Origin of the sequence: Micromonospora sp. KC723, assembly GCF_004348595.1 — a bacterium.
Classification (GTDB): Bacteria; Actinomycetota; Actinomycetes; order Mycobacteriales; family Micromonosporaceae; genus Micromonospora.
On sequence record NZ_SMKD01000082.1, the window covers coordinates 1 to 24,690 of the forward strand.

23 protein-coding genes and 2 pseudogenes are annotated in these 24,690 nt (G+C 73.0%); 18 read left to right on the forward strand and 7 right to left on the reverse strand.

What is annotated here, in order from left to right; all coding sequences use genetic code 11:
* Positions 1-501: pseudogene (locus E1165_RS18410) on the reverse strand (hypothetical protein); the annotation flags it as partial.
* 153 nt (positions 502-654) lie between these two features.
* Between E1165_RS18410 and E1165_RS18415 the strand changes: the two are divergent.
* From E1165_RS18415 to E1165_RS18450, 8 genes are all read left to right on the forward strand, one after another.
* Entirely contained in the window at positions 655-2,640 is a 1,986-nt protein-coding gene (locus E1165_RS18415) for a TIGR03960 family B12-binding radical SAM protein (RefSeq protein ID WP_132393047.1), read from the forward strand.
* A gap of 195 nt (positions 2,641-2,835) precedes the next feature.
* Positions 2,836-3,555: a TIGR03936 family radical SAM-associated protein gene (locus E1165_RS18420; RefSeq protein WP_132393048.1), complete on the forward strand. Its 720-nt coding sequence runs from the start codon at positions 2,836-2,838 to the stop codon at positions 3,553-3,555.
* Between the two features lie 132 nt (positions 3,556-3,687).
* Positions 3,688-6,717 carry an Rne/Rng family ribonuclease gene (locus E1165_RS18425; RefSeq protein WP_132393049.1) on the forward strand — a complete coding sequence of 1,010 codons (3,030 nt, stop codon included), beginning with the start codon at positions 3,688-3,690 and terminating at the stop codon, positions 6,715-6,717.
* A gap of 111 nt (positions 6,718-6,828) precedes the next feature.
* Positions 6,829-7,335, forward strand: a complete 507-nt coding sequence (locus E1165_RS18430; protein ID WP_132393050.1) for a hypothetical protein — start codon at positions 6,829-6,831, stop codon at positions 7,333-7,335.
* 189 nt (positions 7,336-7,524) lie between these two features.
* Positions 7,525-7,839, forward strand: a complete 315-nt coding sequence (rplU, locus tag E1165_RS18435; protein WP_088982529.1) for a 50S ribosomal protein L21 — start codon at positions 7,525-7,527, stop codon at positions 7,837-7,839.
* Between the two features lie 11 nt (positions 7,840-7,850).
* On the forward strand, positions 7,851-8,105 hold the full coding sequence (gene rpmA / locus E1165_RS18440; protein WP_132393051.1) for a 50S ribosomal protein L27: 255 nt from the start codon (positions 7,851-7,853) through the stop codon (positions 8,103-8,105).
* A 91-nt stretch (positions 8,106-8,196) separates the two neighbouring features.
* Positions 8,197-9,657: a GTPase ObgE gene (gene obgE / locus E1165_RS18445; protein WP_132393052.1), complete on the forward strand. Its 1,461-nt coding sequence runs from the start codon at positions 8,197-8,199 to the stop codon at positions 9,655-9,657.
* 70 nt (positions 9,658-9,727) lie between these two features.
* A complete protein-coding gene (locus E1165_RS18450) occupies positions 9,728-10,177 on the forward strand; it encodes a GNAT family N-acetyltransferase (RefSeq protein WP_132393053.1) in 450 nt (149 codons plus the stop codon).
* A 50-nt stretch (positions 10,178-10,227) separates the two neighbouring features.
* Here the strand turns inward: E1165_RS18450 and E1165_RS18455 are convergent, their stop codons facing one another.
* Both E1165_RS18455 and E1165_RS18460 read right to left on the reverse strand, forming a co-directional pair.
* Positions 10,228-10,887: a DUF6766 family protein gene (locus tag E1165_RS18455; protein WP_132393054.1), complete on the reverse strand. Its 660-nt coding sequence runs from the start codon at positions 10,885-10,887 to the stop codon at positions 10,228-10,230.
* Positions 10,888-10,982: 95 nt separating this feature from the next.
* Positions 10,983-11,465, reverse strand: coding sequence for a DUF4383 domain-containing protein (locus E1165_RS18460; protein WP_132393055.1), 483 nt, complete (start codon positions 11,463-11,465; stop codon positions 10,983-10,985).
* A gap of 201 nt (positions 11,466-11,666) precedes the next feature.
* On the opposite strand from E1165_RS18460, the gene E1165_RS18465 reads away from it, so the two are divergent.
* The 3 genes from E1165_RS18465 to E1165_RS18475 all read left to right on the forward strand — a co-directional run bounded on the left by E1165_RS18465 (position 11,667) and on the right by E1165_RS18475 (position 14,036).
* Complete coding sequence (locus E1165_RS18465) at positions 11,667-12,062, forward strand: hypothetical protein (RefSeq protein WP_243704858.1); 396 nt, start codon at positions 11,667-11,669, stop codon at positions 12,060-12,062.
* A gap of 160 nt (positions 12,063-12,222) precedes the next feature.
* Positions 12,223-12,864: a cyclase gene (locus E1165_RS18470; protein WP_132393056.1), complete on the forward strand. Its 642-nt coding sequence runs from the start codon at positions 12,223-12,225 to the stop codon at positions 12,862-12,864.
* Entirely contained in the window at positions 12,861-14,036 is a 1,176-nt protein-coding gene (locus E1165_RS18475; RefSeq protein ID WP_132393057.1) for a zinc-dependent alcohol dehydrogenase, read from the forward strand. Before E1165_RS18470 ends, E1165_RS18475 begins: the two co-directional genes overlap by 4 nt.
* Positions 14,037-14,333: 297 nt before the next feature.
* Here the strand turns inward: E1165_RS18475 and E1165_RS18480 are convergent, their stop codons facing one another.
* Complete coding sequence (locus tag E1165_RS18480) at positions 14,334-15,581, reverse strand: cytochrome P450 (RefSeq protein WP_132393058.1); 1,248 nt, start codon at positions 15,579-15,581, stop codon at positions 14,334-14,336.
* Positions 15,582-15,810: 229 nt separating this feature from the next.
* Between E1165_RS18480 and E1165_RS18485 the strand changes: the two genes are divergently transcribed.
* Positions 15,811-16,218, forward strand: coding sequence for a hypothetical protein (locus tag E1165_RS18485; RefSeq protein ID WP_132393059.1), 408 nt, complete (start codon positions 15,811-15,813; stop codon positions 16,216-16,218).
* Positions 16,219-16,226: 8 nt separating this feature from the next.
* Here the strand turns inward: E1165_RS18485 and E1165_RS18490 are convergent, their stop codons facing one another.
* Positions 16,227-16,445: a DUF397 domain-containing protein gene (locus E1165_RS18490; protein WP_132182299.1), complete on the reverse strand. Its 219-nt coding sequence runs from the start codon at positions 16,443-16,445 to the stop codon at positions 16,227-16,229.
* 67 nt (positions 16,446-16,512) lie between these two features.
* On the opposite strand from E1165_RS18490, the pseudogene pepN reads away from it, so the two are divergent.
* A pseudogene (pepN, locus tag E1165_RS18495) lies at positions 16,513-19,028 on the forward strand (aminopeptidase N).
* A 70-nt stretch (positions 19,029-19,098) separates the two neighbouring features.
* On the opposite strand, the gene E1165_RS18500 reads toward pepN, so the two are convergent.
* A complete protein-coding gene (locus E1165_RS18500; protein ID WP_132393060.1) occupies positions 19,099-20,304 on the reverse strand; it encodes an FAD-dependent monooxygenase in 1,206 nt (401 codons plus the stop codon).
* 161 nt (positions 20,305-20,465) lie between these two features.
* On the reverse strand, positions 20,466-21,113 hold the full coding sequence (locus tag E1165_RS18505) for a PadR family transcriptional regulator (protein WP_132393061.1): 648 nt from the start codon (positions 21,111-21,113) through the stop codon (positions 20,466-20,468).
* 142 nt (positions 21,114-21,255) lie between these two features.
* On the opposite strand from E1165_RS18505, the gene nadD reads away from it, so the two are divergent.
* The 5 genes from nadD to E1165_RS18530 form a co-directional block, all read left to right on the forward strand.
* Complete coding sequence (gene nadD / locus E1165_RS18510) at positions 21,256-21,852, forward strand: nicotinate-nucleotide adenylyltransferase (protein ID WP_132393062.1); 597 nt, start codon at positions 21,256-21,258, stop codon at positions 21,850-21,852.
* Positions 21,853-21,961: 109 nt separating this feature from the next.
* On the forward strand, positions 21,962-22,360 hold the full coding sequence (rsfS, locus tag E1165_RS18515; protein ID WP_132393063.1) for a ribosome silencing factor: 399 nt from the start codon (positions 21,962-21,964) through the stop codon (positions 22,358-22,360).
* A complete protein-coding gene (locus E1165_RS18520; RefSeq protein ID WP_132393064.1) occupies positions 22,357-22,986 on the forward strand; it encodes a histidine phosphatase family protein in 630 nt (209 codons plus the stop codon). The genes rsfS and E1165_RS18520 overlap by 4 nt, the downstream gene beginning before the upstream one ends.
* Before the next feature lie 48 nt (positions 22,987-23,034).
* A complete protein-coding gene (locus E1165_RS18525) occupies positions 23,035-23,895 on the forward strand; it encodes a DegV family protein (protein WP_132393065.1) in 861 nt (286 codons plus the stop codon).
* A 119-nt stretch (positions 23,896-24,014) separates the two neighbouring features.
* Positions 24,015-24,690: SLBB domain-containing protein (locus E1165_RS18530; RefSeq protein ID WP_132393066.1), on the forward strand; the 676-nt coding region annotated here is incomplete at its 3' end.

Genomic DNA, 24,690 nt, shown 5'->3' on the forward strand with positions numbered 1-24,690 from the left:
GTCCGGCACCGCCGGGTAGGACAGGGTCGGTGGCGGCGGGGGGACGTGGTGGTCGTCAAGCTCCCAGGTTCCGGTGTCCACGCCCGCCCACGGGTCCACCGGTGTGCGGTGCTCCGGCGGCTCCGTGGGAGCCGCCGGCGGTACCGGGGTGGAGTCGGCCGACTCGCCCCAGGCGCGTCGGCGCGGCAGCGGGGGCGGGACCGCGGCGGACCCGCTCCAGCGCGGCGCGGGCGGCGGCTCGTGGTCCACCCGGGTGCGGTCGCGTGGCGCATCGGCCTCGACCCGGGTGCGGTCCGGCGGTGGGACGGCCTCGACCCGGGTGCGGTCCGGCGTGGCCGGGGCCGGCGCGGTGGCGGGCTCGGGCTTGCCGGTGGCTGTGGGGTCGGAGCCGGTGACGACCGGGTCCCGGTCCGGACCGGTGACGGCCGGTTCCTGGTCCGGGTCGGTGACCGGCGTGCTTCCCTCGGCCGGCCGGTCCGGACCCGGCTGCGGCTGCGGCATCGCGGCAATCTCCTCTCGCGCCGCTAGCGAGGTTAGTACCGGGCCGCCAGGCACCGCGATCCGCGTCACCGGTGTGGCCCGGCACACCCCGGGCCGAAGGGCGTGGACGGTGCGGCGCGGTGCCCGACCGGGAGGCGCGTACCCTTGGGCATCATGAGTGTCCCGTCCACGACGCCGCGCCCCGCCGCGGCCAATTCGGTCTGGCCCCGGCTGGAGCCGCTGCTGCCCCAGGTGACCAAGCCCATCCAGTACGTCGGTGGCGAGCTGGGTGCGGTGGTCAAGGACTGGGACACGGCGGCCGTGCGCTGGGCGCTGATGTACCCCGACGCGTACGAGGTGGGCCTGCCCAACCAGGGTGTGCAGATCCTCTACGAGGTGCTCAACGAACTGCCCGACGTGCTCGCCGAGCGGACGTACGCGGTCTGGCCGGACCTGGAGAAGCTGATGCGCGCCCACGGGGTGCCGCAGTTCACCGTCGACGCGCACCGCCCGGTACGCGACTTCGACGTGTTCGGCGTCTCGTTCTCCACCGAGCTGGGTTACACCAACCTGCTCACCGCGATCGACCTGGCCGGCATCCCGCTGCTCGCCGCGGACCGCACCGACGCCGACCCGGTGATCGTGGCCGGCGGCCACGCCGCGTTCAACCCGGAGCCGATCGCCGACTTCGTCGACGCCGCGGTGCTCGGCGACGGTGAGGAGGCGGTCCTGGAGATCACCACGATCGTCCGGGAGTGGAAGGCCGAGGGCTCGCCCGGGGGCCGGGACGAGCTGCTGCTGCGGCTGGCCCGCACCGAGAGCGTCTACGTGCCGCGTTTCTACGACGTGGACTACCTGCCCGACGGCCGGATCCAGCGAATCGTGCCGAACCGCCCGGACGTGCCGTTCCGGGTGCACAAGCGCACCACGATGGACCTGGACGCCTGGCCGTACCCGAAGAAGCCGCTGGTGCCGCTGGCCGAGACGGTGCACGAGCGGTACGCGGTGGAGATCTTCCGGGGCTGCACCCGGGGCTGCCGGTTCTGCCAGGCCGGCATGATCACCCGCCCGGTGCGGGAGCGGTCGATCACCACCGTGGGGCAGATGGTGCAGCAGGGGTTGGAGTTCTCCGGCTTCCACGAGGTGGGTCTGCTGTCGCTGTCGTCGGCCGACCACTCGGAGATCGGCGACATGTGCTCCGGCCTGGCCCAGCAGTACGAGGGCACGAACGTCTCGCTGTCGCTGCCGTCGACCCGGGTGGACGCCTTCAACATCGACCTCGCGCAGGAGTTGTCCCGCAACGGCCGGCGTACCGGTCTGACCTTCGCCCCGGAGGGCGGCTCGGAACGGATCCGCAAGGTCATCAACAAGATGGTGTCGAAGGAAGACCTGATCCGCACCGTCGTCACCGCGTACACCAACGGCTGGCGGCAGGTGAAGCTGTACTTCATGTGCGGCCTGCCCACCGAGACCGACGCCGACGTCCTGGAGATCGCGGACATGGCGCACGAGGTGATCAGGGCGGGCCGGGCCGCCACCGGCAGCAAGGACATCCGCTGCACGGTCTCCATCGGTGGTTTCGTGCCGAAACCGCACACCCCGTTCCAGTGGGCCTCGATGGAGCGCCCGGAGGTGATCGACCACCGGCTCAAGCTGCTCAAGCAGGCGATCAACGCGGACCGCTCGCTGGGCCGGGCGATCGGCTTCCGCTACCACGACGGCGAGCCGTCGCTGATCGAGGGCCTGCTGTCCCGGGGTGACCGGCGGGTCGGCGCGGTGATCCGCCGGGTGTGGGAGAACGGCGGCCGGTTCGACGGCTGGAGCGAGCACTTCTCGTACCAGCGCTGGGTGGACGCCGCCGCCGAGGTGTTGCCGGCTTTCGGGGTCGACCTGGACTGGTACACCATTCGGGAGCGCGACGAGCTGGAGGTCCTGCCCTGGGACCATCTCGACTCCGGCCTGGACAAGGACTGGCTCTGGCAGGACTGGCAGGACGCCCTCGTCGAGTACGAGCAGGACGACTGCCGCTGGACCCCGTGCTTCGACTGCGGCGTGTGCCCGTCCATGGACACCGAGATCCAGATCGGTCCGACCGGGCGGAAGCTGCTCCCGCTCACTCCGGTCAACGGCCTGAAGGTCCCCACCGCTGCCCCGCAGTGACCCCGGAGCGGGCTCGCGCCGCATCGTCCGCGCGCCGCCCGCCCCCGCCCGGTGATCATGAAGTTATCGTCTCCGGCACGGCGTGTCGCCGCCGGTAACTCATGATCAACCGGTTCTGACCGAACGAGGAGCACGACGATCAGCAGGAAACCACAGCCGGAGGGCGGGCAGGCGCCGGTCGTCCAGCGCGTCCGGATCCGGTACGCCAAGCGCGGCCCGCTGCGCTTCACCTCGCACCGGGACTTCGCCCGGGCCTTCGAGCGGGCGTTGCGCCGTGCCGGCGTACCCATCGCCTTCTCCCAGGGCTTCACCCCACACCCCAAGATCTCGTACGCCAGCGCTGCCCCGACCGGCGTGGCCAGCGAGGCCGAGTACCTGGAGATCGGCCTGCGTGAGCCGGTCGACCCGGAGCAGCTGCGGGCCGCGCTGGACGCCGCGCTCTCGCCCGGCCTGGACGTGCTCGACGCGGTGGTGGCCCAGGGTGGCAGCCTGGCCGACCGGATCGAGGCCTCGCACTGGCGGATCGAGCTGCCCGAGGTGGAACCAGCCGCGCTGGAACGGGCGGTGGCCGCGTTCACCGCCGCCGAGGAGGTTCTCGTCGAGCGGATGACCAAGCAGGGGCGGCGGACCTTCGACGCGCGCGCGGCGGTGATGAGCATCGATCTGATCCCCCCTGTGGCGACGCCTTCCGAGGCTCCGGGCGTGTCGTGTGCGATACTTGAACTGGTCGTACGGCAGGTCACCCCGTCCGTACGGCCCGATGACGTCCTTTCCGGCCTCCGCGTGGCGGCCGACCTGGAGCCGCCGGTTTCGCCCAGAGTGACCCGGCTGGCGCAGGGCACGCTGACCGCGCAGGGCGCGATCGTGGATCCGTTGGACGCGGACCGCGACGGGGCATCCATCGGAGGGCGCTGACCGTCGGTCAGTGCTCTGGGCAGGCAGACTTCGGCGGTCGCGTACCTCGCGCGTCCGGCGGAAACACTTTTGCGGCGACCCTGCGTGGCAGCGCTCACCCGCGCCCGGGGCAGCCAGAACTGGAGAACGTCCATGCTCGAGAACGAGCCCGAGGGCGGCGAACGGCCCGGCACGCAGCCGGCCGGCGACACCGCCGAGAGCACCACCGCCGGCAACCCGGAGGCCACCCCGCCCGAGGCGCCTGCCGAGGCGCCGAAGCGTCGACGCGTCACCCGGCGCAAGGTGGCCCCGCTGAACCAGCCGGAGCAGGTTGGCGCCCCCGCCGAGGCGTCGCCCACCGTCGCGTCCGGCACCGACGAGGCACACCACGCCGAGGTGCTCGCCCCGGTCGCCGGGGAACTGGACACCGCCCCCAAGACCACCCGTCGCCGGCGTAAGGCGGCACCGGCCAAGGCGGCGGAGCACGTCGTGGCGGCCGACCCGCAGGATGGCCAGGCCGAGGTCGTACCCCCGGTGAAGGCGACCCGTACGCGCCGCCGCAAGGTCGCCGAACCGGTGGTCGAGGCTGCCGCCGAGCCCACCCCGTCGGCCGACGACGCCGCACTCGCCGCCGAGGAGGAGCCGCCCGTCGAGGCGGCGGCACCGACCGAGCCCACCGTCGTCGACGAGGAAGCCACCGACGAGGAGAAGGTCGCACCCGAGGCGGCCGTTGAGTCGGAGGCCACCGAGCCCGCCGCCACCGACTCCGGCGCCGCCGTGCCGGTCGTCGCCGCGTCCGGCGCCGAGAGTCGGGCGGGCGAGGTCCCGCCGGGCGTCGCGGTGCCCGGCGGCGAGCAGCCGGCGGAGCCGGCGCCGCGTACCCGCCGCCGGCGGGCCGCGCTCTCCGCGCCGACCGTCCTGTTCATGGCCCCGCAGCCGGAGGAACTGCCGGTCTTCCGCCTGGTCGAGCCCGGCCCGGCCGCCGAGGTCGTCGAGGAGGAGCCGGCCGAGACCGGGCGCCGACGCCGCCGGGGCCGCCGGGAGGCCGAGGTCGTCGAGGTCGTCGAGGTCGTCGAGGAGGAGCCCACCGCCGAGGCGGACGAGGCCGTGGACGCCGAGGACGAGGACGACGACGAGACCGCCGCCGGCCGTCGCCGTCGCCGCCGCGGTCGCCGGGGCCGCGGTCGCGGCAAGGGCGGCGCCGAGGAGGCCGACGAGGAGGAGGCCGAGGAGGCCGCCCAGGCCGAGGACGAGACGGGTGAGGCCGAGGAGGCCGACGAGGAGGGCGAGGGCGACGGGATGACCCGCCGTCGGCGCCGTCGGCGCCGTCGCGGCGCCGGTGACGTCGAGGCGGGCGCCGACGACGGCGTGCCGACCGTCGTCAAGATCCGTGAGCCGCGCAAGGCCGTCGACGAGGTGCAGGGCGTCTCCGGCTCGACCCGGCTGGAGGCCAAGCGTCAGCGCCGCCGGGACGGCCGCGAGCAGCGGCGTACCCGTCCGCCGATCCTGAGCGAGTCGGAGTTTCTGGCCCGCCGGGAGGCGGTCGACCGGGTGATGGCGGTCCGCCAGCGCGGCGACCGTACCCAGATCGCCGTCCTCGAGGACGGTGTGCTGGTCGAGCACTACGTCACGCGCAACTCCTCCGGCACCATGGCCGGCAACGTCTACCTGGGCAAGGTGCAGAACGTCCTGCCCAGCATGGAGGCGGCCTTCGTCGACATCGGGCGCGGTCGTAACGCCGTGCTGTACGCCGGCGAGGTCAACTGGGACACCACCGGACTGGAGGGCCGGGCCCGCTCGATCGAGCAGGCGTTGCGTTCCGGCGACTCGGTGCTGGTCCAGGTCACCAAGGACCCGATCGGGCACAAGGGTGCCCGGCTGACCAGCCACATCGCGCTCTCCGGCCGGCACCTGGTCTACGTGCCCAACGGCAACGCCTCCGGGATCAGTCGCAAGCTGCCCGACACCGAGCGCAAGCGGCTGCGTGACGTGCTGAAGAAGTTGGTGCCGGACGGCGCCGGGGTGATCGTCCGGACGGCCGCCGAGGGCGCCAGCGAGGACGAGCTGGCCCGCGACGTCAAGCGGCTGCAGGCGCAGTGGGAGGACATCCAGGCCAAGGCCGCCGAGGGTGGCGCCCCGGTGCTGCTCTACGAGGAGCCGGACCTGGTCATCCGGGTGGTCCGGGACCTGTTCAACGAGGACTTCCGCGAGCTGGTCATCGAGGGCGCCCAGTCGTACGACATGGTCGAGTCGTACCTGTCGCACGTCTCACCGGATTTGGTCGCCCGGCTGCGCCGGCACGTCGGCGCGGCCGACGTCTTCGCCGAGTACCGGATCGACGAGCAGATCATCAAGGGCCTGGACCGCAAGGTCTTCCTCCCCTCCGGCGGCTCGCTGGTGATCGACCGCACCGAGGCGATGACCGTCATCGACGTCAACACCGGCAAGTACACCGGTTCCGGGGGCAACCTGGAGGAGACGGTCACCCGCAACAACCTGGAGGCGGCCGAGGAGATCGTGCGCCAGCTCCGGCTGCGTGACATCGGCGGCATCGTGGTCATCGACTTCATCGACATGGTGCTGGAGTCGAACCGCGAGCTGGTGTTGCGCCGGCTGACCGAGTGTCTCGGCCGGGACCGGACCAAGCACCAGGTCACCGAGATCACCTCGCTGGGCCTGGTGCAGATGACCCGCAAGCGCATCGGCGCGGGCCTGCTGGAGGCGTTCAGCGAGACCTGCGAGTGCTGCAAGGGCCGCGGCCTGATCGTCCACACCGAGCCGGTGCCGGAGAAGCCTCGCTCCGGCGGCACGGGGGAGAAGGTCAGGGCGGTCGCCTCGGCGGTGGCCCCCACGTCGGTCGAGCAGCCCGCCGCGTCGTCCCGGCGGCGTGCCCGCAAGGGCGCGCCGGCCGAGCGGGCGGTGGTGGAGACGACGGACGCCCCCGAGGTCGCCGGCCCGGACACCGACTCCGAGTACCACGACACCATGGGCTACGACCTGACCCGGTACGAGGCGGACACCGGGGCCGCGCCGGCGGTCGCCGACGCCCAGGAGGGTGAGTCGGCGCGGCTGGCCGGCGCGGACGACCCGGACGCGCTGGGCGACGGCGACACCGACGGCGAGGGTGGCGCCGGCCGGCGTCGGTCCCGGAGGGCGGGCGCCCGTCGGCGTACCCGCCCGTGACCTGCTGACGACGTTCACAGGGCCCCTGCGCCGGCGTGCTGCCGGGGCAGGGGCCTGTCGCGTCGTTCGGGTTCGGTCTTACGATCGGTCCCCCCGGACAGGAGAAGACGTATGCGCCGCCTGCTCACCGCCACCGTGGTGACCACCGTCCTGCTCACCGGCTCCGGCTGCTCCGGCGATCGGGCCGACGACGCCCCTCCCGGCAGGTCCGGCAGCACCGTCGCGGCCCGGCCGTCGGCCCCCGCCACGCTGCTGCCGTCCGCTCCGGTCAGCGTCGCGCCGGCCGGTGGCAACGGCCCCCAGGTCTGCGCTGAGGCCGAGGCGGCCGCCTCCTCCGCGGTGCGTACGTACGTCGAGGAACTGGGCAAGATGATCGCGGCGGTGGGCGCGAGCGACAGCACCGGGGCGCGGACCGCCCGTCAGCGGGCGGAGTCGGCGCTGACCACCTGGCGTACCGCGTTGCGGCAGCAGTCCGCCCGGGCCACCGATCCGCAGCTGAAGACCCTGCTCGCCGACCTGGCAGCCGAGGTGGGCAGGCTCGGTGCCGACGTCGAGTCGATCGACGAGACCGAGCTGGACCGCCTCCAGCAGCGCCTCGACCAGCTCTGCGGGCGCTGACCGGGCGGGGCCGGTTTGGGTCTCGGCCCGTTCATGGCGTACTCTTTCCTGCGGCGCACTTTGGTGTGCCGAGTTCCCGCGTGCCCGCGCCGCCGGTGTCACTGCTGCCCGGCGAGTTGCCGTGGGAACAACCGACCGGTAACGGTGGGAAAGACGCTAGCAGCCTCAACGACAGGGAGTCCGCCTCCGATGTACGCGATCGTCAAGACCGGCGGCAAGCAGTACAAGGTCGCCGAGGGCGACGTGATCGAGGTCGAGAAGCTCGCCGGCGCCCCCGGCGACGCGGTGAAGCTCACCGCGGTGCTCCTCGTCGACGGTGACGACCTGGTGACCGACGCGGCGAAGCTTGCCGAGGTCGCGGTGTCCGGCGAGATCGCCGCGCACACCAAGGGCCCGAAGATCCGGATCCACAAGTTCAAGAACAAGACCGGCTACCACAAGCGCCAGGGTCACCGCCAGCCGTTGACCCAGGTCAAGGTGACCGGCATCTCCAGCGGGAAGTAGGTCGTCCTCCAATGGCTCACAAAAAGGGTGCGTCCAGCTCGCGTAACGGCCGTGACTCCGCGGCCCAGCGGCTCGGCGTGAAGCGCTTCGGTGGTCAGGTCGTCAGCGCGGGTGAGATCATCATCCGGCAGCGTGGCACCAAGTTCCACCCCGGTGACCTGGTCGGCCGTGGTGGCGACGACACGCTCTTCGCGCTGGCCGCCGGCTCGGTCCAGTTCGGCACCAAGCGCGGCCGCAAGACCGTCAGCATCGTGCCCCAGCAGTAGTTGTCCGGCGAAGCGGGCCGTGGACCTTCGGTCCCGGCCCGCTTCGCCTTTTTCGCGTGCGGGGGCGGACCTCGCTGGAAGGATTGGCGTCGTGACGACGTTCGTTGACCGGGTCGTCCTGCACCTGCAGGCCGGCGACGGCGGGCACGGCTGTGTCTCGATCCACCGGGAGAAGTTCAAGCCCTTCGGCGGGCCGGACGGCGGCGACGGCGGGCACGGCGGCAGTGTGTCGCTGGTGGTCGACCCGCAGGTGACCACCCTGCTGGACTTCCACTTCCGCCCGCACCTGAAGGCCGAGAACGGCAAGGGAGGCGCCGGGTCGAACCGGGACGGCGCCAACGGTCGCGACCTCGTGATCAAGGTGCCCAACGGCACCGTGGTGCAGACCCTCGACGGCACGGTCCTGGCCGACCTGGTCGGGGCGGGCACCACCTTCGAGGCGGCCCGCGGCGGGCGCGGCGGGCGGGGCAACGCCTCGCTGGCCAACGCCCGGCGCAAGGCGCCCGGCTTCGCCGAACTCGGCGAGCCCGGTGACCGACTGGATGTGGTGCTCGAGCTCAAGAGCGTCGCCGACGTCGGCCTGGTCGGGTTCCCGTCGGCCGGCAAGTCGTCACTGATCTCGGTGATCTCCGCGGCCAAGCCGAAGATCGCCGACTACCCGTTCACCACCCTGGTGCCCAACCTGGGCGTGGTCCGGGTGGACAACCACACCTTCACCGTCGCCGACGTGCCGGGTCTGATTCCCGGCGCGGCCACCGGCAGGGGGTTGGGCCTGGAGTTCCTCCGCCACGTGGAGCGGTGCGCCGTGCTGGTGCACGTGGTCGACACGGCGACGCTGGAGCCTGGCCGCGACCCGCTGGCCGACATCGACACCATCGAGGCCGAACTGACCGAGTACGGCGGGCTGGCCGACCGGCCCCGGCTGGTCGCCCTCAACAAGATCGACGTGCCGGATGGACGTGACCTCGCCGAGATCGTCCGGCCCGACCTGGAGGCACGTGGCTTTCGCGTCTACGAGGTTTCCACGGCCACCCGGGAAGGCCTCAAGGAACTCACCTACGCGATGGCCGAACTGGTGGAGCAGTCCCGGGCCGCCGCGCCGCCGGCCGAGCCGACCCGGATCGTGATCCGGCCGAAGGCGGTCGACGACGCCGGCTTCACCATCGAGCAGGAGCCCGACGGCTCGTACACGGTGCGCGGCGTGCGGCCGGAGCGGTGGGTACGGCAGACCAACTTCGACAACGACGAGGCCGTGGGCTTTCTCGCCGACCGGCTGGCCCGGCTCGGGGTGGAGGAGAAACTGGCCAAGGCCGGTGCCAACCCGGGCGACCTGGTCCGCATCGGCGACCGCGAGTTCGACTGGCAGCCGACGCTCTACGCCGGGGTCGACTTCGTCCCGGGCAGCCGGGGCACCGACATCCGGCTGGAGGAGAAGTCGACCCGTCCGGCGGCGGCCGAGCGGCTGGCCGCCCGCAAGGCACGCCGGCAGCGGCCGGCCGACGAGCTGGAGGCCGCGCCACAGGAGCCGGTCGACGACGAGGACTGGGAGTAGCCGGATTCCGGACGTGTCGGGGTCGTTCACCGGAAACCTTCGTGAAACGACCCCGGCATAGCGTGGGCACATGCTGATCGAGTCCCGTCCCGCCACCGATCCCGAGATCGACGCCCTGGTCACGGCCCAGCAGCGGGAGCTGCGGGAAGCTGACGGGGGCTTGGACGGCCAGGTCACCGTGACCCACGACGACATCCGCTACCTGGCGGTGGTCGCCGACGGCCGCGCGGTCGCCTGCGGTGGCATCCAGGCCCTCGACGCGACCACCGGCGAGCTCAAGCGGATGTACGTCCGGCCGGCGTACCGGGGGCGGGGGATCGCCCGGCAGTTGCTGACCGCGCTGGAGGAGTTGGCGTTCCAGCGGGGACACTCGGTGGTCTGCCTGGAGACCGGCGTCTACCTGCCGGCCGCGATCAGTCTCTACACGTCCTGCGGGTACGAGCCGATCCCGCTCTACGGCGAGTACGTGCACAACCCGTACAGCGTCTGTTTCGCCAAGCGCCTGCCGGTCGCGGCCTGAGCCTTCGACGGTGCCGCCGCTTCCGGCCGGCGAGGCGTGCGGGACGGCGCTCAGGCCCCGGTCTCGGCGTGCGCGGCGGTGACCGGCTTGGACTCCGGGGAGGCGTGCTGACGCAGGAAGATGCTCAGCAGGATCAGCGCCCCGACGGCGAGGAACTCGCTCTGCCAGTTCTGCATGGACTGGAACCAGAACTCGCTGGTGCCGAGGAAGTCCCAGACGCTGATCGGCGGGGCCCCGGCGGACAGCGCCTGCTGCTGGTTGTACTCGGCGGTGCCGCCGAGGAGGTGGCCGACGAACGAGCCGAGGAAGATCAGCAGCAGGGCGAGGGACAGGCTGTTGCGGTACAGCACCAGCGGCAGGTCACCCAGGCGTACCGGCCAGGGGGAGTCCGGCCCGGCCCGGCGTTCGTCGTCGGCCGGCCGGTCGGTTTGGCCCTGCGGCTTGGACTCGGCCGAGCCCCGTTGCGTCAGGTACGCGGTCAGCAGCACGTAGCCGCCCATCTGGAGGAACTCCGACTCCCAGTTCTCGAAAACGGACTCGGCGAAGTGCCCGCTGCCGACGTACGCCAGCCAGCCGATCGGCCGGGCTCCGTACTCGGCCAGTTCGTCGTTGTAGGTGTGCCAGCCGAAGATGCTCTGTAACACCAGGAAGACGACGAACGCGCCGAGCATCACCACGCTCAGCGCGTTGTCCCGGACCCACCGTGGCATCATGACCTCCTCGTCACCATCACCCGTCAGCTACCCGATGCCCTGTCGGCAGAACGATCAAACCCGGACACGCCGGGCGCTTCGGGTGCGCTGGTTCAGGGGCGGTCGAACGGGGTGTCCAGCTGGTCGCCGGTGCCCGCGGCGTTGAAGAGCAGCAGGCCGAGGGCGAGCATGCCGAAGCCCAGCGCCAGGTGCAGCCAGTTGTCGGCGGCGTTGACCGGGATGAGGTTGGCCGCGCTCTCCCGGTCGACGGCCAGGCCGTAGATCCACAGCCCGAGGTAGAGAGCGCCGCCGCCGGCGAGGAAGAGCCGGGCACCGCCGACGGTACGGACCAGCGCCAGCCCGACCAGGCCGAACATCAGGTGCAGCAGGTTGTGCAGGATCGACACCTGGAACAGTCCGAGCAGTTTCGCGCCCGAGTGGTGACCGGCGAAGGTCATCTCCCCGTACCCGGTGGTGACGCCCGGGACGAAGCCGAGCACGCCGACCAGGACGAAGACCCCCGCCACCACGGCGGCGACCATCATGATCCGGCGTCCGGGACCGGCCTGGCCACGCCGGCGCGCGTCACGTGCCATCGCTTGTCACCTCCGTGAAGCGTCGCCGGCGGTAGCCCGGACACTGCTCACATTCTGTGACGAGTCGACAGCGGGTAACGGAGAAATGGCGAATCAGGTATGGACCCGACAGCCAGGGGTAGGGCTGAGGTCGTGCCGACGTGGCGGTCGGCGATCTTCCAGCACGCGACCACGACCAGAAGTCCGAGCGGAAGGGAAACCATGACCTACGATCTCTCGCCCACGACCTCCACGTACGGACACGAGCAGAAGCAGGTGATCCGGCGGAGGTCCGAGGGTAGTCCGCTGGCCGCCGGCGTGATCGCGTTCGGCGTGGGCATGCTGGTCTCCTCGCTGGTCCCGGCGAGCCGCCGCGAGCAGGAGTTGGCCACCCAGGTCAGGGAGAAGGCCGACGAGCACGGCGGCGTGGTGAAGGAGAAGCTCGGCGAGGTCGCCACCGAGCTCGGGGACGAGCTGCGCGGGCCGGCGCGGCAGGCCACCGAGGCGGTACGGGACACCGCGCAGGACGCCGTGCGGACCGTCAGGGACGACACGAGGTCGGCCGCCCACGACGTGAAGGACCAGGCGCGCCAGTCCCGCGACCAGGTGCGGCACTGAGGGAACCGGACACCGCGCGGCTCGCGGCCGTGCCCGGCGTCCGCCGGGCACGGCCGCGAGCCGTTCGTGCCGGCCAGACCGGTCCGTTTCGGGGAACTCTCCCGGGGTAGCGCTTCGGTTACCGGTGTCCATCCCCGGACACCCGGGCGGAGGAGACGTGATGACCAGCAACGGAACGAGGTGGGCGCTGCTCGGCGCCACCACGGTGACCGCGCTCGGCGTCGGCGCGATGGCTGCCCGGCGACGGCGTCGCCACCAGCCGGACCGGCAGGACGGCTGGTACGTGGTACGGCGCGGCATCACCGTGGACCGGCCGATGGACGCCGTGGTCGGCTTCTGGACCGACCGGGAGCGGCTGGACCGTGCCCTGGCCGGATGGGCCACCCTCGATCAGCTCGACGACAACCGGTGGCGCTGCGTGGCGAGCGACGCGGCCGCCGGCGGCAGCGAGTGGCGGGCCGAACTCACGGTGACCGGACCGGGCCGGCTGAGCTGGCGGGTCGACGAGGGGCCGGTCCCGCAGCAGGGGCACGTGGACCTGCTGCCCGCGCCCCAGGACCGGGGCACCGAGATCCGCGCCGAGCTGCGCTACCGGATCGGTGGCCCGCTGCGCCGCGCGCTCGGCCTGACCCGTGGTGACGATCCCGACCAGGGGCTTCGGGACGCGCTGCGGCGGATCAAGTCGTTGATCGAGTGCGGGCAGATGATCGACACCAGACGGGACCCGTCCGGCCGTGACCACAGGCAGGAAGCGGTGACCGACCAGCTCCGGGAGAAGCTGACGACGGGAGGACGGGCGTGAGGGCGCTCTGCTGGGAAGGGGTCGGCAAGCTGGCGGTGCGGGACGTGCCCGAGCCCCGCATCCGGGCCGAGGGGGACATCATCGTCAAGGTCCGGGCCAGCAGTGTCTGCGGCTCCGACCTGCATCTGATCAACGGTTTCCTGCCGGCGATGCGGGAGGGGGACATCCTCGGCCACGAGTTCATGGGCGAGGTGGTGGAGACCGGGCCCGGCGTGCGGCGGCTGCGGGTCGGCGACCGGGTGGTGGTCGGCTCGGTCGTGGCCTGCGGCGGCTGCTGGTACTGCCGCACCGAGCAGTACTCGCTCTGCGACAACTCCAACCCCCAGCCCGTCTTCACCGAGAAGCTCTGGGGCCACTCGCCGGCCGGCATCCTCGGGTACTCGCACGCCGCCGGTGGCTACTCCGGCAGCCACGCCGAGTACATCCGGGTGCCGTTCGGCGACGTCGGGGCCTTCACGGTTCCCGAGGGGGTGCCCGACGACGCGGTGGTCTTCGCCTCCGACGCCATGCCGACCGGCTGGATGGCCGCGGACTTCTGTGGGCTCAAGGGCGGGGAGGTCGTCGCCGTCTGGGGCGCGGGCGGGGTCGGGCAGATGGCCGCCCGTTCGGCGCAGATCCTCGGCGCCGAACGGGTCATCGTCATCGACCGGCTGCCGGAGCGGCTCGCCACCGCCGCCGACCGGCTCGGCGTGGAGACGGTCAACTACGCCGACACCGACGTGCTGGAGGCGCTGCGGGAGATGACCGCCGGCCGGGGCCCGGACGCCTGTATCGAGGCGGTCGGGATGGAGGCGCACGACGTCGGGCCGATCTACGCGTACGACAAGGCGAAGCAGACCGCCCGGCTGTCCACCGACCGCCCCACCTCCGTACGCCAGGCGATCATGGCCTGCCGCAAGGGCGGGACGGTCAGCATCGTCGGCGTCTACGGCGGACTCGTCGACAAGTTCCCGCTCGGCGCGGCGATGAACAAGGCCCTGGTGTTGCGGATGGGGCAGATGCACGCCCAGCGCTACATCCCGATGCTGCTGGACCGGCTCGCGACCGGGGAGATAGACCCCGGCTACCTGGCCACCCACCCGATGTCGCTGGAGGACGGCGTGCGCGGGTACGAACTGTTCGAGAAGAAGCAGGACGCCTGCCTGCGCAGCGTCCTGCACCCGGCGAGCTGATCGCCGGGCACACCGCCGCCTACCGACAGCAGTGCCGGTGCCGCGGAGCGACACGGCGTACAGGTGCCGTCCTCTCCGGACCGGGCGGCGTGGACGTCGGCGACCGGGCCGGGAGGGCGTGCGGGTTAGCTACGGCGGTGCCTGGCCCCCCCGGTCTTCGTGCCCACGCACCGACCGCCTCCGCCGGGCGACGGCATCCCCCTCCGGCCGGAGCCGATCGGGGAGGCGGCGGCCGTGGACCCGGTGTGAGGTTGCCCGCCACCGATCTCGGCCTCGAGGTGGCCCGGTAGCCTCCGGTCAGTCGGCGCGGCGCACGTCGTCCAAGGCGACACCGCTGGGCGGCAGGGTCGGCATCCGGCCCAGGTCCAGCGCCAGGTCCTGCGGCGGCATCCGGTAACGCATCGCGGTGGTCAGCAGGGTCACCGCCTGCTTCATCAGCTCGATGGTGACCCACTCGCCGGCGCAGCGGTGCCCGGCCAGGTGCTCGCCGCCGCCCTGCGCGACGAAGCCGTACGGGTCGTCGCGCCAGCCGGCGAAGCGTTCCGGGCGGAACCGCTCGGGCTCCGGCCACAGCTGTGGGTGGTGGTTGGTGCCGTACAGGTCGAGCAGCACCCGCCGGCCGGCCGGGAAGTGGTGGCCCTGCCAGTCGAAGGCGTGCCGGACCCGGGCGGCGGCCACCGGGAAGAACGGGTAGTGGCGGCGGACCTCCTGCACGAACCACTCGGTGGCCTCGTCGCTGGTGCGGACCCGCTCGGCCCAGGCCGGGTGGTCGTGCAGGGCGAGGGCGGCGAAGGCCACGTACCGGTCGACGGCCACGGTCGGGCGCAGCACGTTGAGCAGCTCCACCGCGGCGATCCGGCGGGGCAGCAGCCGCCCCCGCGCGTCCCGGTGCTCGGCGATGACCCGCAGCGCGCTGCCCTCCGGCACGGGAAGGGCACCCAGCCGGGTCCGCTCCACCAGGTCACCGATCCAGTGCTCGGCGCGGCGACGACCGAGCAGCCCGCGCAGGTGCCGGGGGCCGATCGCCGCGGCGCTGGTGATCATCGCGTGCATCTCGCCGGTACGCCGGGCCACCTCGCGCTCGGCCAGCGGCACCCCGGCCCAGGCGCAGACCGTCCGCATGAGGACGCGGGCCACCTCGTCGTACAGGACCACCCGTCCGGCGGCCGTCCAGGTCGGGATCCGGGCCCGCCACTCGTCGGCGAAGAGCTGCCCGAGCTGGCGCACCGCAGCCGGTGTCATGAACGACAGGAACATGGCCTTGCGGTCGTGGTGCGCGTCCCCGTCCAGCCCCTGCACGCCGCCGCGGCCGGTCAGCGTCCGCTGCGCCCGCTTCGGCATCGCCCCGGCCCGCTGGAAGCGCTCGGTGTCGTAGAAGAGCACCGCCGCCGGCCGGCCGCGTAGGCAGATGGTCGGCTCCAGTAGGAGCCGGGCGGTGAAGATGTCGCTGCCGAGGCGCTCGCAGCGGGTGCTGATGAACCGGTACCCCTCGCGCAGGAAGGCCAGAGTGCTCTCCGGGCTGCGGTCGGCGGGAGTGGCGGCCATCGGTTCTCCTGACACGGTGACGGGTGGCCGACAACCGGGCGGCCTGGCCGGTTCTACCCCGGTTCCGGGCGAACATTCCTCGGCCGGGGCCTCCGGGCGTGGTTGCGGTACGGGGGTGTGGGCCCGCGACGGCACAGCCAGCTGGCCCCTCCCCGGGTGCCGAGAACCTGGTTTCCTCGTCAGCGGGCCGGCCGCGACCGCGGCCGCCGGATCACCACGGGGAGGACAGATGCGGGAGAACACGCCGCCGTACTGGCGTCAGCGCAAGGTGGCCGAGGCGATGGGCCGGGCCGGTGGCGCCGGCCCGCATTCGACGGATCCGCCGCTGGTCGCGCCGCCCCGGCGGGTGCCAAGGCCGCCCCGGCACTTCACCGCCCACCTGGGTTTCGCCGCCGACGGGCCGGAGCAGGCCCGCGAGTTGGCCGTGGCGTACGCCGAGGCGTTGAGCCTGCTCCGCCCGGAGCTGGTGCTCGCCGCGGCGGCTCTCTCCCCGGCGGACGCCTGGCACCGGGCGGAGCGGCTCTTCTGTGCCGCGGTCGGTCCCGACGGTGAGCGCTGCGCCGACGTGACCGGCCACCCCGGCTTCCACCACGCCCCGGGCCCAGGTGGCCTGGGCTGGGGCGAGGGGGACGGGTGACGGGCCGCTCAGTCCAGGTCGAACTCGCCGTCCCGGGCGCCCGCGACGAAGGCGTCCCACTCGGCCTGGGTGAAGACCAGCACCGGGCCGTCCGGCTCGGCGGAGTTGCGCATGCCGATCAGATCGTCGACGAAGGCCACCTCGACCGCGCTGTCAGAGGTGTCGCCCTCGGCCCGTTGCCAGACCGCTCGGGACAGGTCGAAGTCGCCCTTGGGGTGCTGACCCATTGTTGGTCCTCCATCGCCATGCGTATCGGAAGAGCCCGTCCGGCTCCCCGTCCGGCAGGATAAGCGGATGCCCAGCCTTACCCGTGCAGAGGCGACCGCGCGTCGCGCACTGATCACCGTGGTGTCCTACGAAGTGGACCTCGACCTGACCGGTGGTGGTGACCGGTTCGGCTCCACCGTCACCATCCGGTTCCGGGCCACCCCCGGCACCGCGACCTTCGTCGAGGTCAAGCCCGCGGCCCTGCGCGGCGTACGCCTCAACGACCGTGACCTCGATCCGGGTACGCTGACGGAGAACCGGCTGCCGTTGGCCGGTCTGGCCGGGCAGAACACGCTCACCGTCAGCGCGGAGATGGCGTACTCGAACACCGGCGAGGGGATGCACCGCTTCGTCGACCCGGCCGACGGCGAGACCTACCTCTACGCGATGTCCTTCCTGGACGACGTGCAGCGGATCTTCGCCGCCTTCGACCAGCCGGACCTGAAGGCGCCGGTGACGCTGTCGGTCACCGCCCCTCCGCAGTGGACGGTCGCGGCCAACGGGCAACTCGCCGCCCGCCCCCGCCCGGGGCGCTGGGAGTTCGCCACGACCCCGCCGCTGGCCACCTACCTCGTGTCGCTGATCGCTGGCCCGTGGCACGTCCGACGCGACTCGCACGACGGCATCCCGCTGGCGGTCTACTGCCGCCGCTCGCTCGCCGCGCACCTGGACGCCGACCTCGACGAGGTGTTCACCGTCACGAAGCAGTGTCTGGACCGGTTCCACCAGCTCTTCGCCGAGCGTTATCCGTTCGCCAAGTACGACCAGGCGTTCGTGCCCGAGTTCAACGCCGGCGCGATGGAGAACCCGGGCCTGGTCACCCTCCGCGACGACTACGTCTTCCGCTCGGCGGTCACCGACACCCAGCGGGAGTTGCGCGCCACCACCATCGCCCACGAGATGGCGCACATGTGGTTCGGCGACCTGGTCACCATGCGCTGGTGGGACGACCTGTGGCTCAACGAGTCCTTCGCCGAGTACCTCGGCACCCGGGTCGCCGCGGAGGCGACCCGCTTCGACCGGGCCTGGACGACCTTCGCGATCCGCCGCAAGGCGTGGGGCTACACCGCCGACCAGCGGCCGTCGACCCACCCGGTCGCCCCCGAGGAGGTCGCCGACGCCGCCCAGGGCCTGCTCAACTTCGACGGCATCTCGTACGCCAAGGGCGCCAGCGTGCTCCGCCAGCTCGTCGCCTGGCTCGGCGACGACGCCTTCCTCGCCGGGCTCAACGCCCACTTCGCCGCCCACCGGTTCGGCAACGCCACCCTGGCCGACCTGCTCGCCGCCCTCGGTGCCGCCAGCGGCCGGGACCTCAGCGGCTGGGCGGAGCGCTGGCTGCGCCAGGCCCAGGTCAACACACTGCGGATGGAGACGGCGGTGGCCGCCGACGGCTGCTGGACGGCTGTCGCCGTGACACAGACCGCACCCACGTCGCACCCGGTGCTCCGCCCGCACCGCATCGCCGTCGGGCGGTACGCCGCCGACGGGACGGTGACCCGGGTCGAGCTGGACCTCGACCCGGACACCGACCGGGGCCGTACCGAGGTGCGCGCGCTGGTCGGCCAGCCGGCAACCGGCCTGTTGCTGCCCAACGACGGTGACCTGACCTTCGCCAAGATCCGTCTCGATCCGGCCTCCGCGGACGCGGTGCCGACGGTGCTGCCCGGGTTGGCCGACCCGCTGGCGCGGGCGCTGCTGTGGGGCGAGGCGCTGGACGCCGCCCGTGACGGGGAGCGGCCGGTCCCCGCGTTGGTGTCGCTGATCGCGGCGGCACTGCCCGCCGAGACCGAGGTGGTCATCGCGGAGGAGGTGCTGGGGCTCAGCCTGGCCTCATCGACCGCTACCTCGACCCGCTCGCCCGCGACGCCGCCCTGCTGCGGGTCGCCGGGGCGTGCGCCGACCTGCTCGCCGGAGCACCGGCCGGCAGTTCGACGCAACTCGCCGCCGCCCGGGGCCTGATCGCCGCCACCACCGACACCGGGCTGCTCATCGGCTGGTTGGCCGGGCACGGCGTACCGGAAGGGTTGGCCGTCGACGCCGACCTGCGCTGGGCGCTGCTGCTGCGTCTGGTGGTGCTGGGCGGCGCCGGCGAGGCCGAGATCGCCGCCGAGGCGGCCGTCGACCGCAGCGCCGTCGGGGCCGAGCGGGCCGCCCGCTGCCGGGCCGCGCTGCCGGACGCCGACGCCAAACGGGCCGCCTGGGAGATCGTCACCCGCAGTACCGAGCTGTCCAACCGCCTGGTGGAGGCCACCGCGGAGGGTTTCTGGCAGCCCGAGCAGGCCGAGCTGACCGCACCGTACGTCGAGCGGTACTTCGCCGACATGCCGGCCACGGCCCGACTGCGTACCCCGTGGGTGGCGGACCGGATCACCACTCTGGCCTTTCCCCGCTACGCCGTGGCGCAGTCCACCCGGGAGTTGGCCGCGGCGCTGCTGGCCCGTGACGACCTCACGCCCGGCCTGCGCCGCTGGGTGACCGACCTCGACGACGACCTGCGGCGCGCGCTGGTGGCCCGGACGGCGGTCGCCGCCGCGTCGGCCTGACCCGGCGGGCAGCGGTGGGCCACCGTGTGGGGTGGGCACCCGGACCGGGGCGCCCACCCCACCTGGCAGCTCAGCGGTCGATCCGCCCCGCCGTCACCGGGGCGCCCCAGTCGATGACGTAGCGCTGCTCCGGGCCGATCGTCTTCTCCGGGTTCATCGCGGTCTTCACCAGTAGCGGCATCATCACCGGCAGCAGTGCGCGGGCGACCGGGCCGGCGGCCTTGGTCTGGTTGATCCGCGCCGCCCGGGCGGCGACCTTTTCCACCCGGTCGCGCCGCAACCGGTCGAAGGCGGCGTACGCCGACCGGACGTCGGGCAGGTCGCGCAGGCAGCGCGCCAACTGCACCGCACTCTCGATGGCCAGCGAGGCACCCTGGCCGGAACTGTTGGAGGGCGCGTGCGCCGCGTCACCGACCAGCACCATGCGCCCCCGGTGCCAGTGCCGCAGCGGCGGCATGATGTGCAACGAGCCCACGGCCTGGAGCTCGTCGGCGCTACTGGTCAGCAACAGGTCGCGGCCGGGGTCGTCGTCGGCGTGGGCGGCCCGCAGGATCCGCATCCAGTGGGCCGGGGGCACCGCGCGGGCCTCGCGGAGACCCAACGGCCGGGCCTGGGGGAGGTTGACGCCCCACCGGGTGCCGCCGCCCGGCTCCGGCCAGTAGAGGTAGTAGCCGCGCCGGCCGAACGCGAAGGTCATGGTGCCCGGTGCGACGTCGACCTCGTGCCGGGCGACCGCCTCGAAGCCGAGCAGCCCGGTGAATTGTGGGCCGGGGGCGTCGGGGTCGATCAGGGTGCGTACGGTCGAGTGGACGCCGTCGGCCCCGACGAGGACGTCGGCGGTGGCGGTGCCGCCGTCGGCGAACCGGGCCGTGATGCCGACCTCCGTCTCCTGCGCGTCGACCAGACGCCTGCCGTGCTCGACAGGCACACCCTCGGCGGCGGCGAGGTCGTGCAGCACGCGGTGGAGCTGGCTGCGGTGCACCACGCGTAGCGGGGGTACACCCTCCAGGGCCGGCAGATCGACGCGCCGGTGCCCGACGGCCATCACGGTCCGGTGGATCGGGGTGGCGATCGCGGTCACGGCCTGGTCCGCGGCGACGGCGCGCAGGGCCGCGATGCCGTTTGGCGCGAGCGCGAGGGCGCCGCCGACGCCGTCGGTGGTGCTCGGATACGCCTCGTAGACGGTGGCGGTGATGCCCGCGCGGCGCAGCGCCAGCGCGGCGACCGGGCCGGCGATTCCGCCGCCGATCACGATCGCGGTCCTCACTGTGGTCATGGTGTCCCTCCTGGGGATGGTCGGTCGTCGTCGCGTCCGAACCGACCTGGAGAGAGCCCGGCTATCCTCGTGGTTGCCGCTTCGGGCCGGGCACCTGTCCAGGTGCGGTTCGAGGTAACAGGCCCCGGCGCGGTGTTGGCGCACCGTGCCGGGGCCGCCTGTCACTGGTTGGGGCTGCTCCTTCCCCGCGCCTCGGTCGGCTCCGTGGGTGGCAGGCCGGCCTCGTGGTAGGCCCGCCACTCGGCCAGGCCCGGGTAGCCGCCGGAGGTGAGTTCGGCCAGCAGCGAGCGGATCCAGGCGGCTTCCGCCTCGCGGACGGTCAGGTCGTAGTCCGACTCGACCAGAAACAGCCGGGGCACGGTCCGCAGGTGCTCGGCGAGCGTGTCACGGCCGGCCCTGATTCCTTCCTCCAGCAGCGCCAGTCGCTGCCGCAGCAGCGTCACCGCCTCGTCAGGGTGCAGGGCGGCGAGCACCGACAGGCCGGCGCGGAACCGGGAGTGCTCGGCGCTCGGGGTGGCAACCAGTTCCCGGGCCCAGTCGACCAGCTCTTCCCGACCGGAGTCGGTGATGCGGTAGACGGTGCGCTCGGGACGGCGGCCGTCGCGGACGCTCTGCACGGCCGCGATCAGGCCGTGCCGGTCCATGTTGCGCACGACCGTGTAGAAGGAACCCCACTTGAGCTCCATGTCCTGGTCCTTGCCCCAGGCGCGCAGCGTCGTGGCGATCTCGTACGGGTGCATCGGCCGTTGGGTGAGGACGGAGAGCACGGCCAGGGCGAGCAGGTTCCCGACCCTGCGTTGTCGGGGCATGCCGACCTCCCCTCGATGCTCGTATACGAATACTCGTGTCCGAGCATAAGGGGCGGGCGCCCGGCCCGGAACCCCCGCCACGGCGGTGGGCGCCCGACGGACCGCGAACCGGCGGCGGGGGCGGGCGGCCTACGATCATGGAATGGAGGAGCGAAGCCGGCGGGTCGGGATCATGGGCGGCACCTTCGATCCCATCCACCACGGGCACCTCGTGGCGGCCAGCGAGGTGGCGGACCGGTTCGGCCTGGACGAGGTGGTGTTCGTCCCGACCGGTCAGCCCTGGCAGAAGGCGGACCAGCCGGTCACCCCGGCGGAGGACCGCTACCTCATGACGGTGATAGCCACCGCCTCCAACCCGCGCTTCCAGGTCAGCCGCGTCGACATCGACCGCGGTGGCCCCACCTACACCGTCGACACCCTCCGTGACCTGCACGCCCAGTACGGCCCGAAGGTGCAGTTGTACTTCATCACCGGCGCGGACGCGCTGGCGCGCATCCTGTCCTGGAAGGATCTGGACGAGGTTCTCGAACTGACCCACTTCATCGGGGTCACCCGGCCCGGCTTCACGCTCTCCGGCAAGCACCTGCCGGCCGACACGGTGAGCCTGGTGCAGGTGCCGGCGATGGCGATCTCCTCCACCGACTGCCGCGACCGGGTGGCCCGGGGCGAGCCGGTCTGGTACCTGGTGCCCGACGGTGTGGTGCAGTACATCGCCAAACGTGGCCTCTATCGGCAGTGATCTCGACGGTTTTGGGTGCTTCGTACCCGTAGTCGACCAGAACTGACGAGTCGGCACGCCGCCGGGTGTGAGACGCTGGGAGGGTCGCACGGTTGATCGAAGGAGAACGGTGACAGTTTCCGAACGCGCTCACGAGCTGGCGATGGCCGCCGCGCAGGCCGCGGCTGACAAGAAGGCCCAGGACATCGTCATCATCGACGTGGGCGACCAGCTCGCCATCACCGACGCGTTCCTGCTCGCCTCCGCTCCCAACGAGCGGCAGGTGCTGGCCATCGTCGACGCCATCGAGGAGCGCCTGCTGGAGCTGCCCGAGAAGGCCAAGCCGGTGCGCCGCGAGGGCGAACGCGGAGGCCGGTGGGTGCTGCTCGACTACGTCGACATCGTCATCCACGTGCAGCACACCGAGGAGCGCGAGTTCTACGCCCTCGACCGGCTCTGGAAGGACTGCCCACAGGTCCCGTTCGTCGACCGGGACCTGGTCGAGGCCGACGCCTCCGCCGCCGAATGACCCGCCTGGTCGTCTGGCGGCACGGCAACACCGACTGGAACGCCGCCGGCCGGGTGCAGGGGCAGACCGACGTGCCCCTCAACGACCTGGGCCGGGAACAGGCGCGCACCGCCGCGCCGCTGCTCGCCGGGCTGCGGCCCGACGTCATCGTCGCCTCGGACCTCCGCCGGGCCGTGGACACCGCCGCCGCCCTCGCCGAGGTCACCGGCCTCCCGGTACGCACCGACGCCCGGCTGCGCGAGCGGCACTTCGGCCAGTGGCAGGGGCTGCTGCTCACCGAGGCCGCCGAGCGGTTCCCGGACGAGTACGCCCGCTGGCGGGCCGGTGACCCCGACCCCGGCGCCGGCATCGAAACCCTCGAAGACCTCGGCAAGCGGCTCGGCGCGGCGTTCCAGGACGCCGCCGACCTCGCCGCCGGTGGCACCGTGGTGGTGACCACCCACGGCGGAGCCGCCCGGCAGGGTGTCGGTTACCTGCTCGGCTGGGACCACAGGGTCATGCGCACCGTCGGCTCGCTGGGCAACTGCCACTGGACGGAGCTGCGGCACGGCGACGCCCGGGGCTGGCACCTGCGTACCCACAATGTCGGCCTGATCACGCGGCCGGCGCTCGCCGAGCCCGTCTGAGCCGTCCGGCCCGGGCGGTCGACCCCGACATGGGCTAGCGTGCCGGGCATGCCCGTCGCGGTCGTCACCGACTCCACCGCCTACCTCCCGCCCGAGCTGGTGTCGGCGCACCGGCTCACCGTCGTGCCGTTGACCGTCGTGCTCAACGGCGCCGAAGGGCTGGAGGGGGTGGAGACCCTCCCGGCCGACGCCACCCGCGCGCTCGGCGGGCGGCGAGTCTCCGTCAGCACCTCCCGCCCGGCGCCGGAGCAGTTCGTCCGGACGTACCGGGAACTGCTGGCCGGCGGCGCGGACGGGGTGGTCTCGGTGCACCTGTCGGCGGAACTCTCCGGCACCGTCGAGGCCGCCCGGCTGGCCGCCGCCGAGGTCGGCGACTCGGTAGCGGTGGTGGACAGCCGCTCCACCGGGATGGGCCTCGGCTTCCCGGTGCTCGCCGCCGCCACCGCCGCCCGGGCCGGCGCAGACCTGGCCACCGTCCGCGACGCGGCAACGGCCGCCGTCGCCCGCACCAGCATCTTCTTCTACGTCGACACGTTGGAGTTCCTGCGCCGGGGCGGCCGGATCAACGCGGCGGAGGCGCTGCTCGGCACCGCCCTGTCGGTCAAACCGATCATGCACATGCCGGACGGCGCGATCGTGCTCCGGGACAAGGTGCGCACGGCCAGCCGCGGCCTCGCCCGACTGGTGGACCTCGCCGTCGAGGCGGCCGACGACGCCGACGTCGACCTGGGCGTGCACCACCTCGCCGCGCCGCAGCGCGCCGAACAGCTCGTCGCGGCGCTCACCGACCGCTTCGGCGCACGGCTGCACGACACGTACGTCTCGGAGGCCGGCGCCGTGGTCGCCGCGCACGCCGGCCCCGGGCTGGCCAGCGTGGTGGTCCACCGCCGCGCCGATCCGGCGGACTGAGCCACCGGCCCGTACCAGATCGGGCCATGATCAGGCGGTTGTCCACAGAGCCCCCCGGCTGTCCACAGCGGAAGATGGCGGCCCCGTGCCGGCCACGGTCTACCGGATAGCTTCCCGTCGTGGCGGACGACGAGGAGACGAGGGTGCGGCGGCGGCTGCTCCGGCTGGTCGGGGCCGGCCCGGCGGAGCCGGCCGAGGTGCCGTCGGTCCCGGTGCCCCACCCCGGAGACGATCGGGGCATCCGGGCGACGGGGGCGGGTGCGACACAGCCCCCGGGAAGCGGATCGTTCCCGGTCGCCGGGTGGCCCGCCGTCCGGGCCGACGAGGGCCCGGCCGCGCCGGCGGACGGCGGCGACGTCGTGCCCGCACCGCCGGTCTCCCGACTTCCCGGGCCGGGTGCGTTCGATCCGGGCCGTCGGGGCGTAAGGGCGCTGGCCGCCGTCGCCGTGGTGGTGGTGCTCGGCGCCGGCCTCTGGGCGTGGCGGTCCCGGCCGGACGCCGAGCCGCTCCGGCCGTCGGCACCGGCCCTGCCCGAGACGTCGACCCTGGCCGGGGCGCCCGCCGTGCCCGAGGCGACCACGAGTCCCACCGGTGAGCTGGTCGTCGCGGTCGCCGGCAAGGTCCGTCGTCCGGGCCTGGTCCGGGTGCCGGCCGGCGCCCGGGTGGCCGACGCGGTGCACGCCGCCGGTGGTGCGCTGCCCGGTGTGGACGTCGCGCTGCTCAACCCGGCCCGCAAGGTCGCCGACGGGGAGCTGATCCTGGTCGGCGTCGCGGCGCCCCCGGGCACCCCCGCCC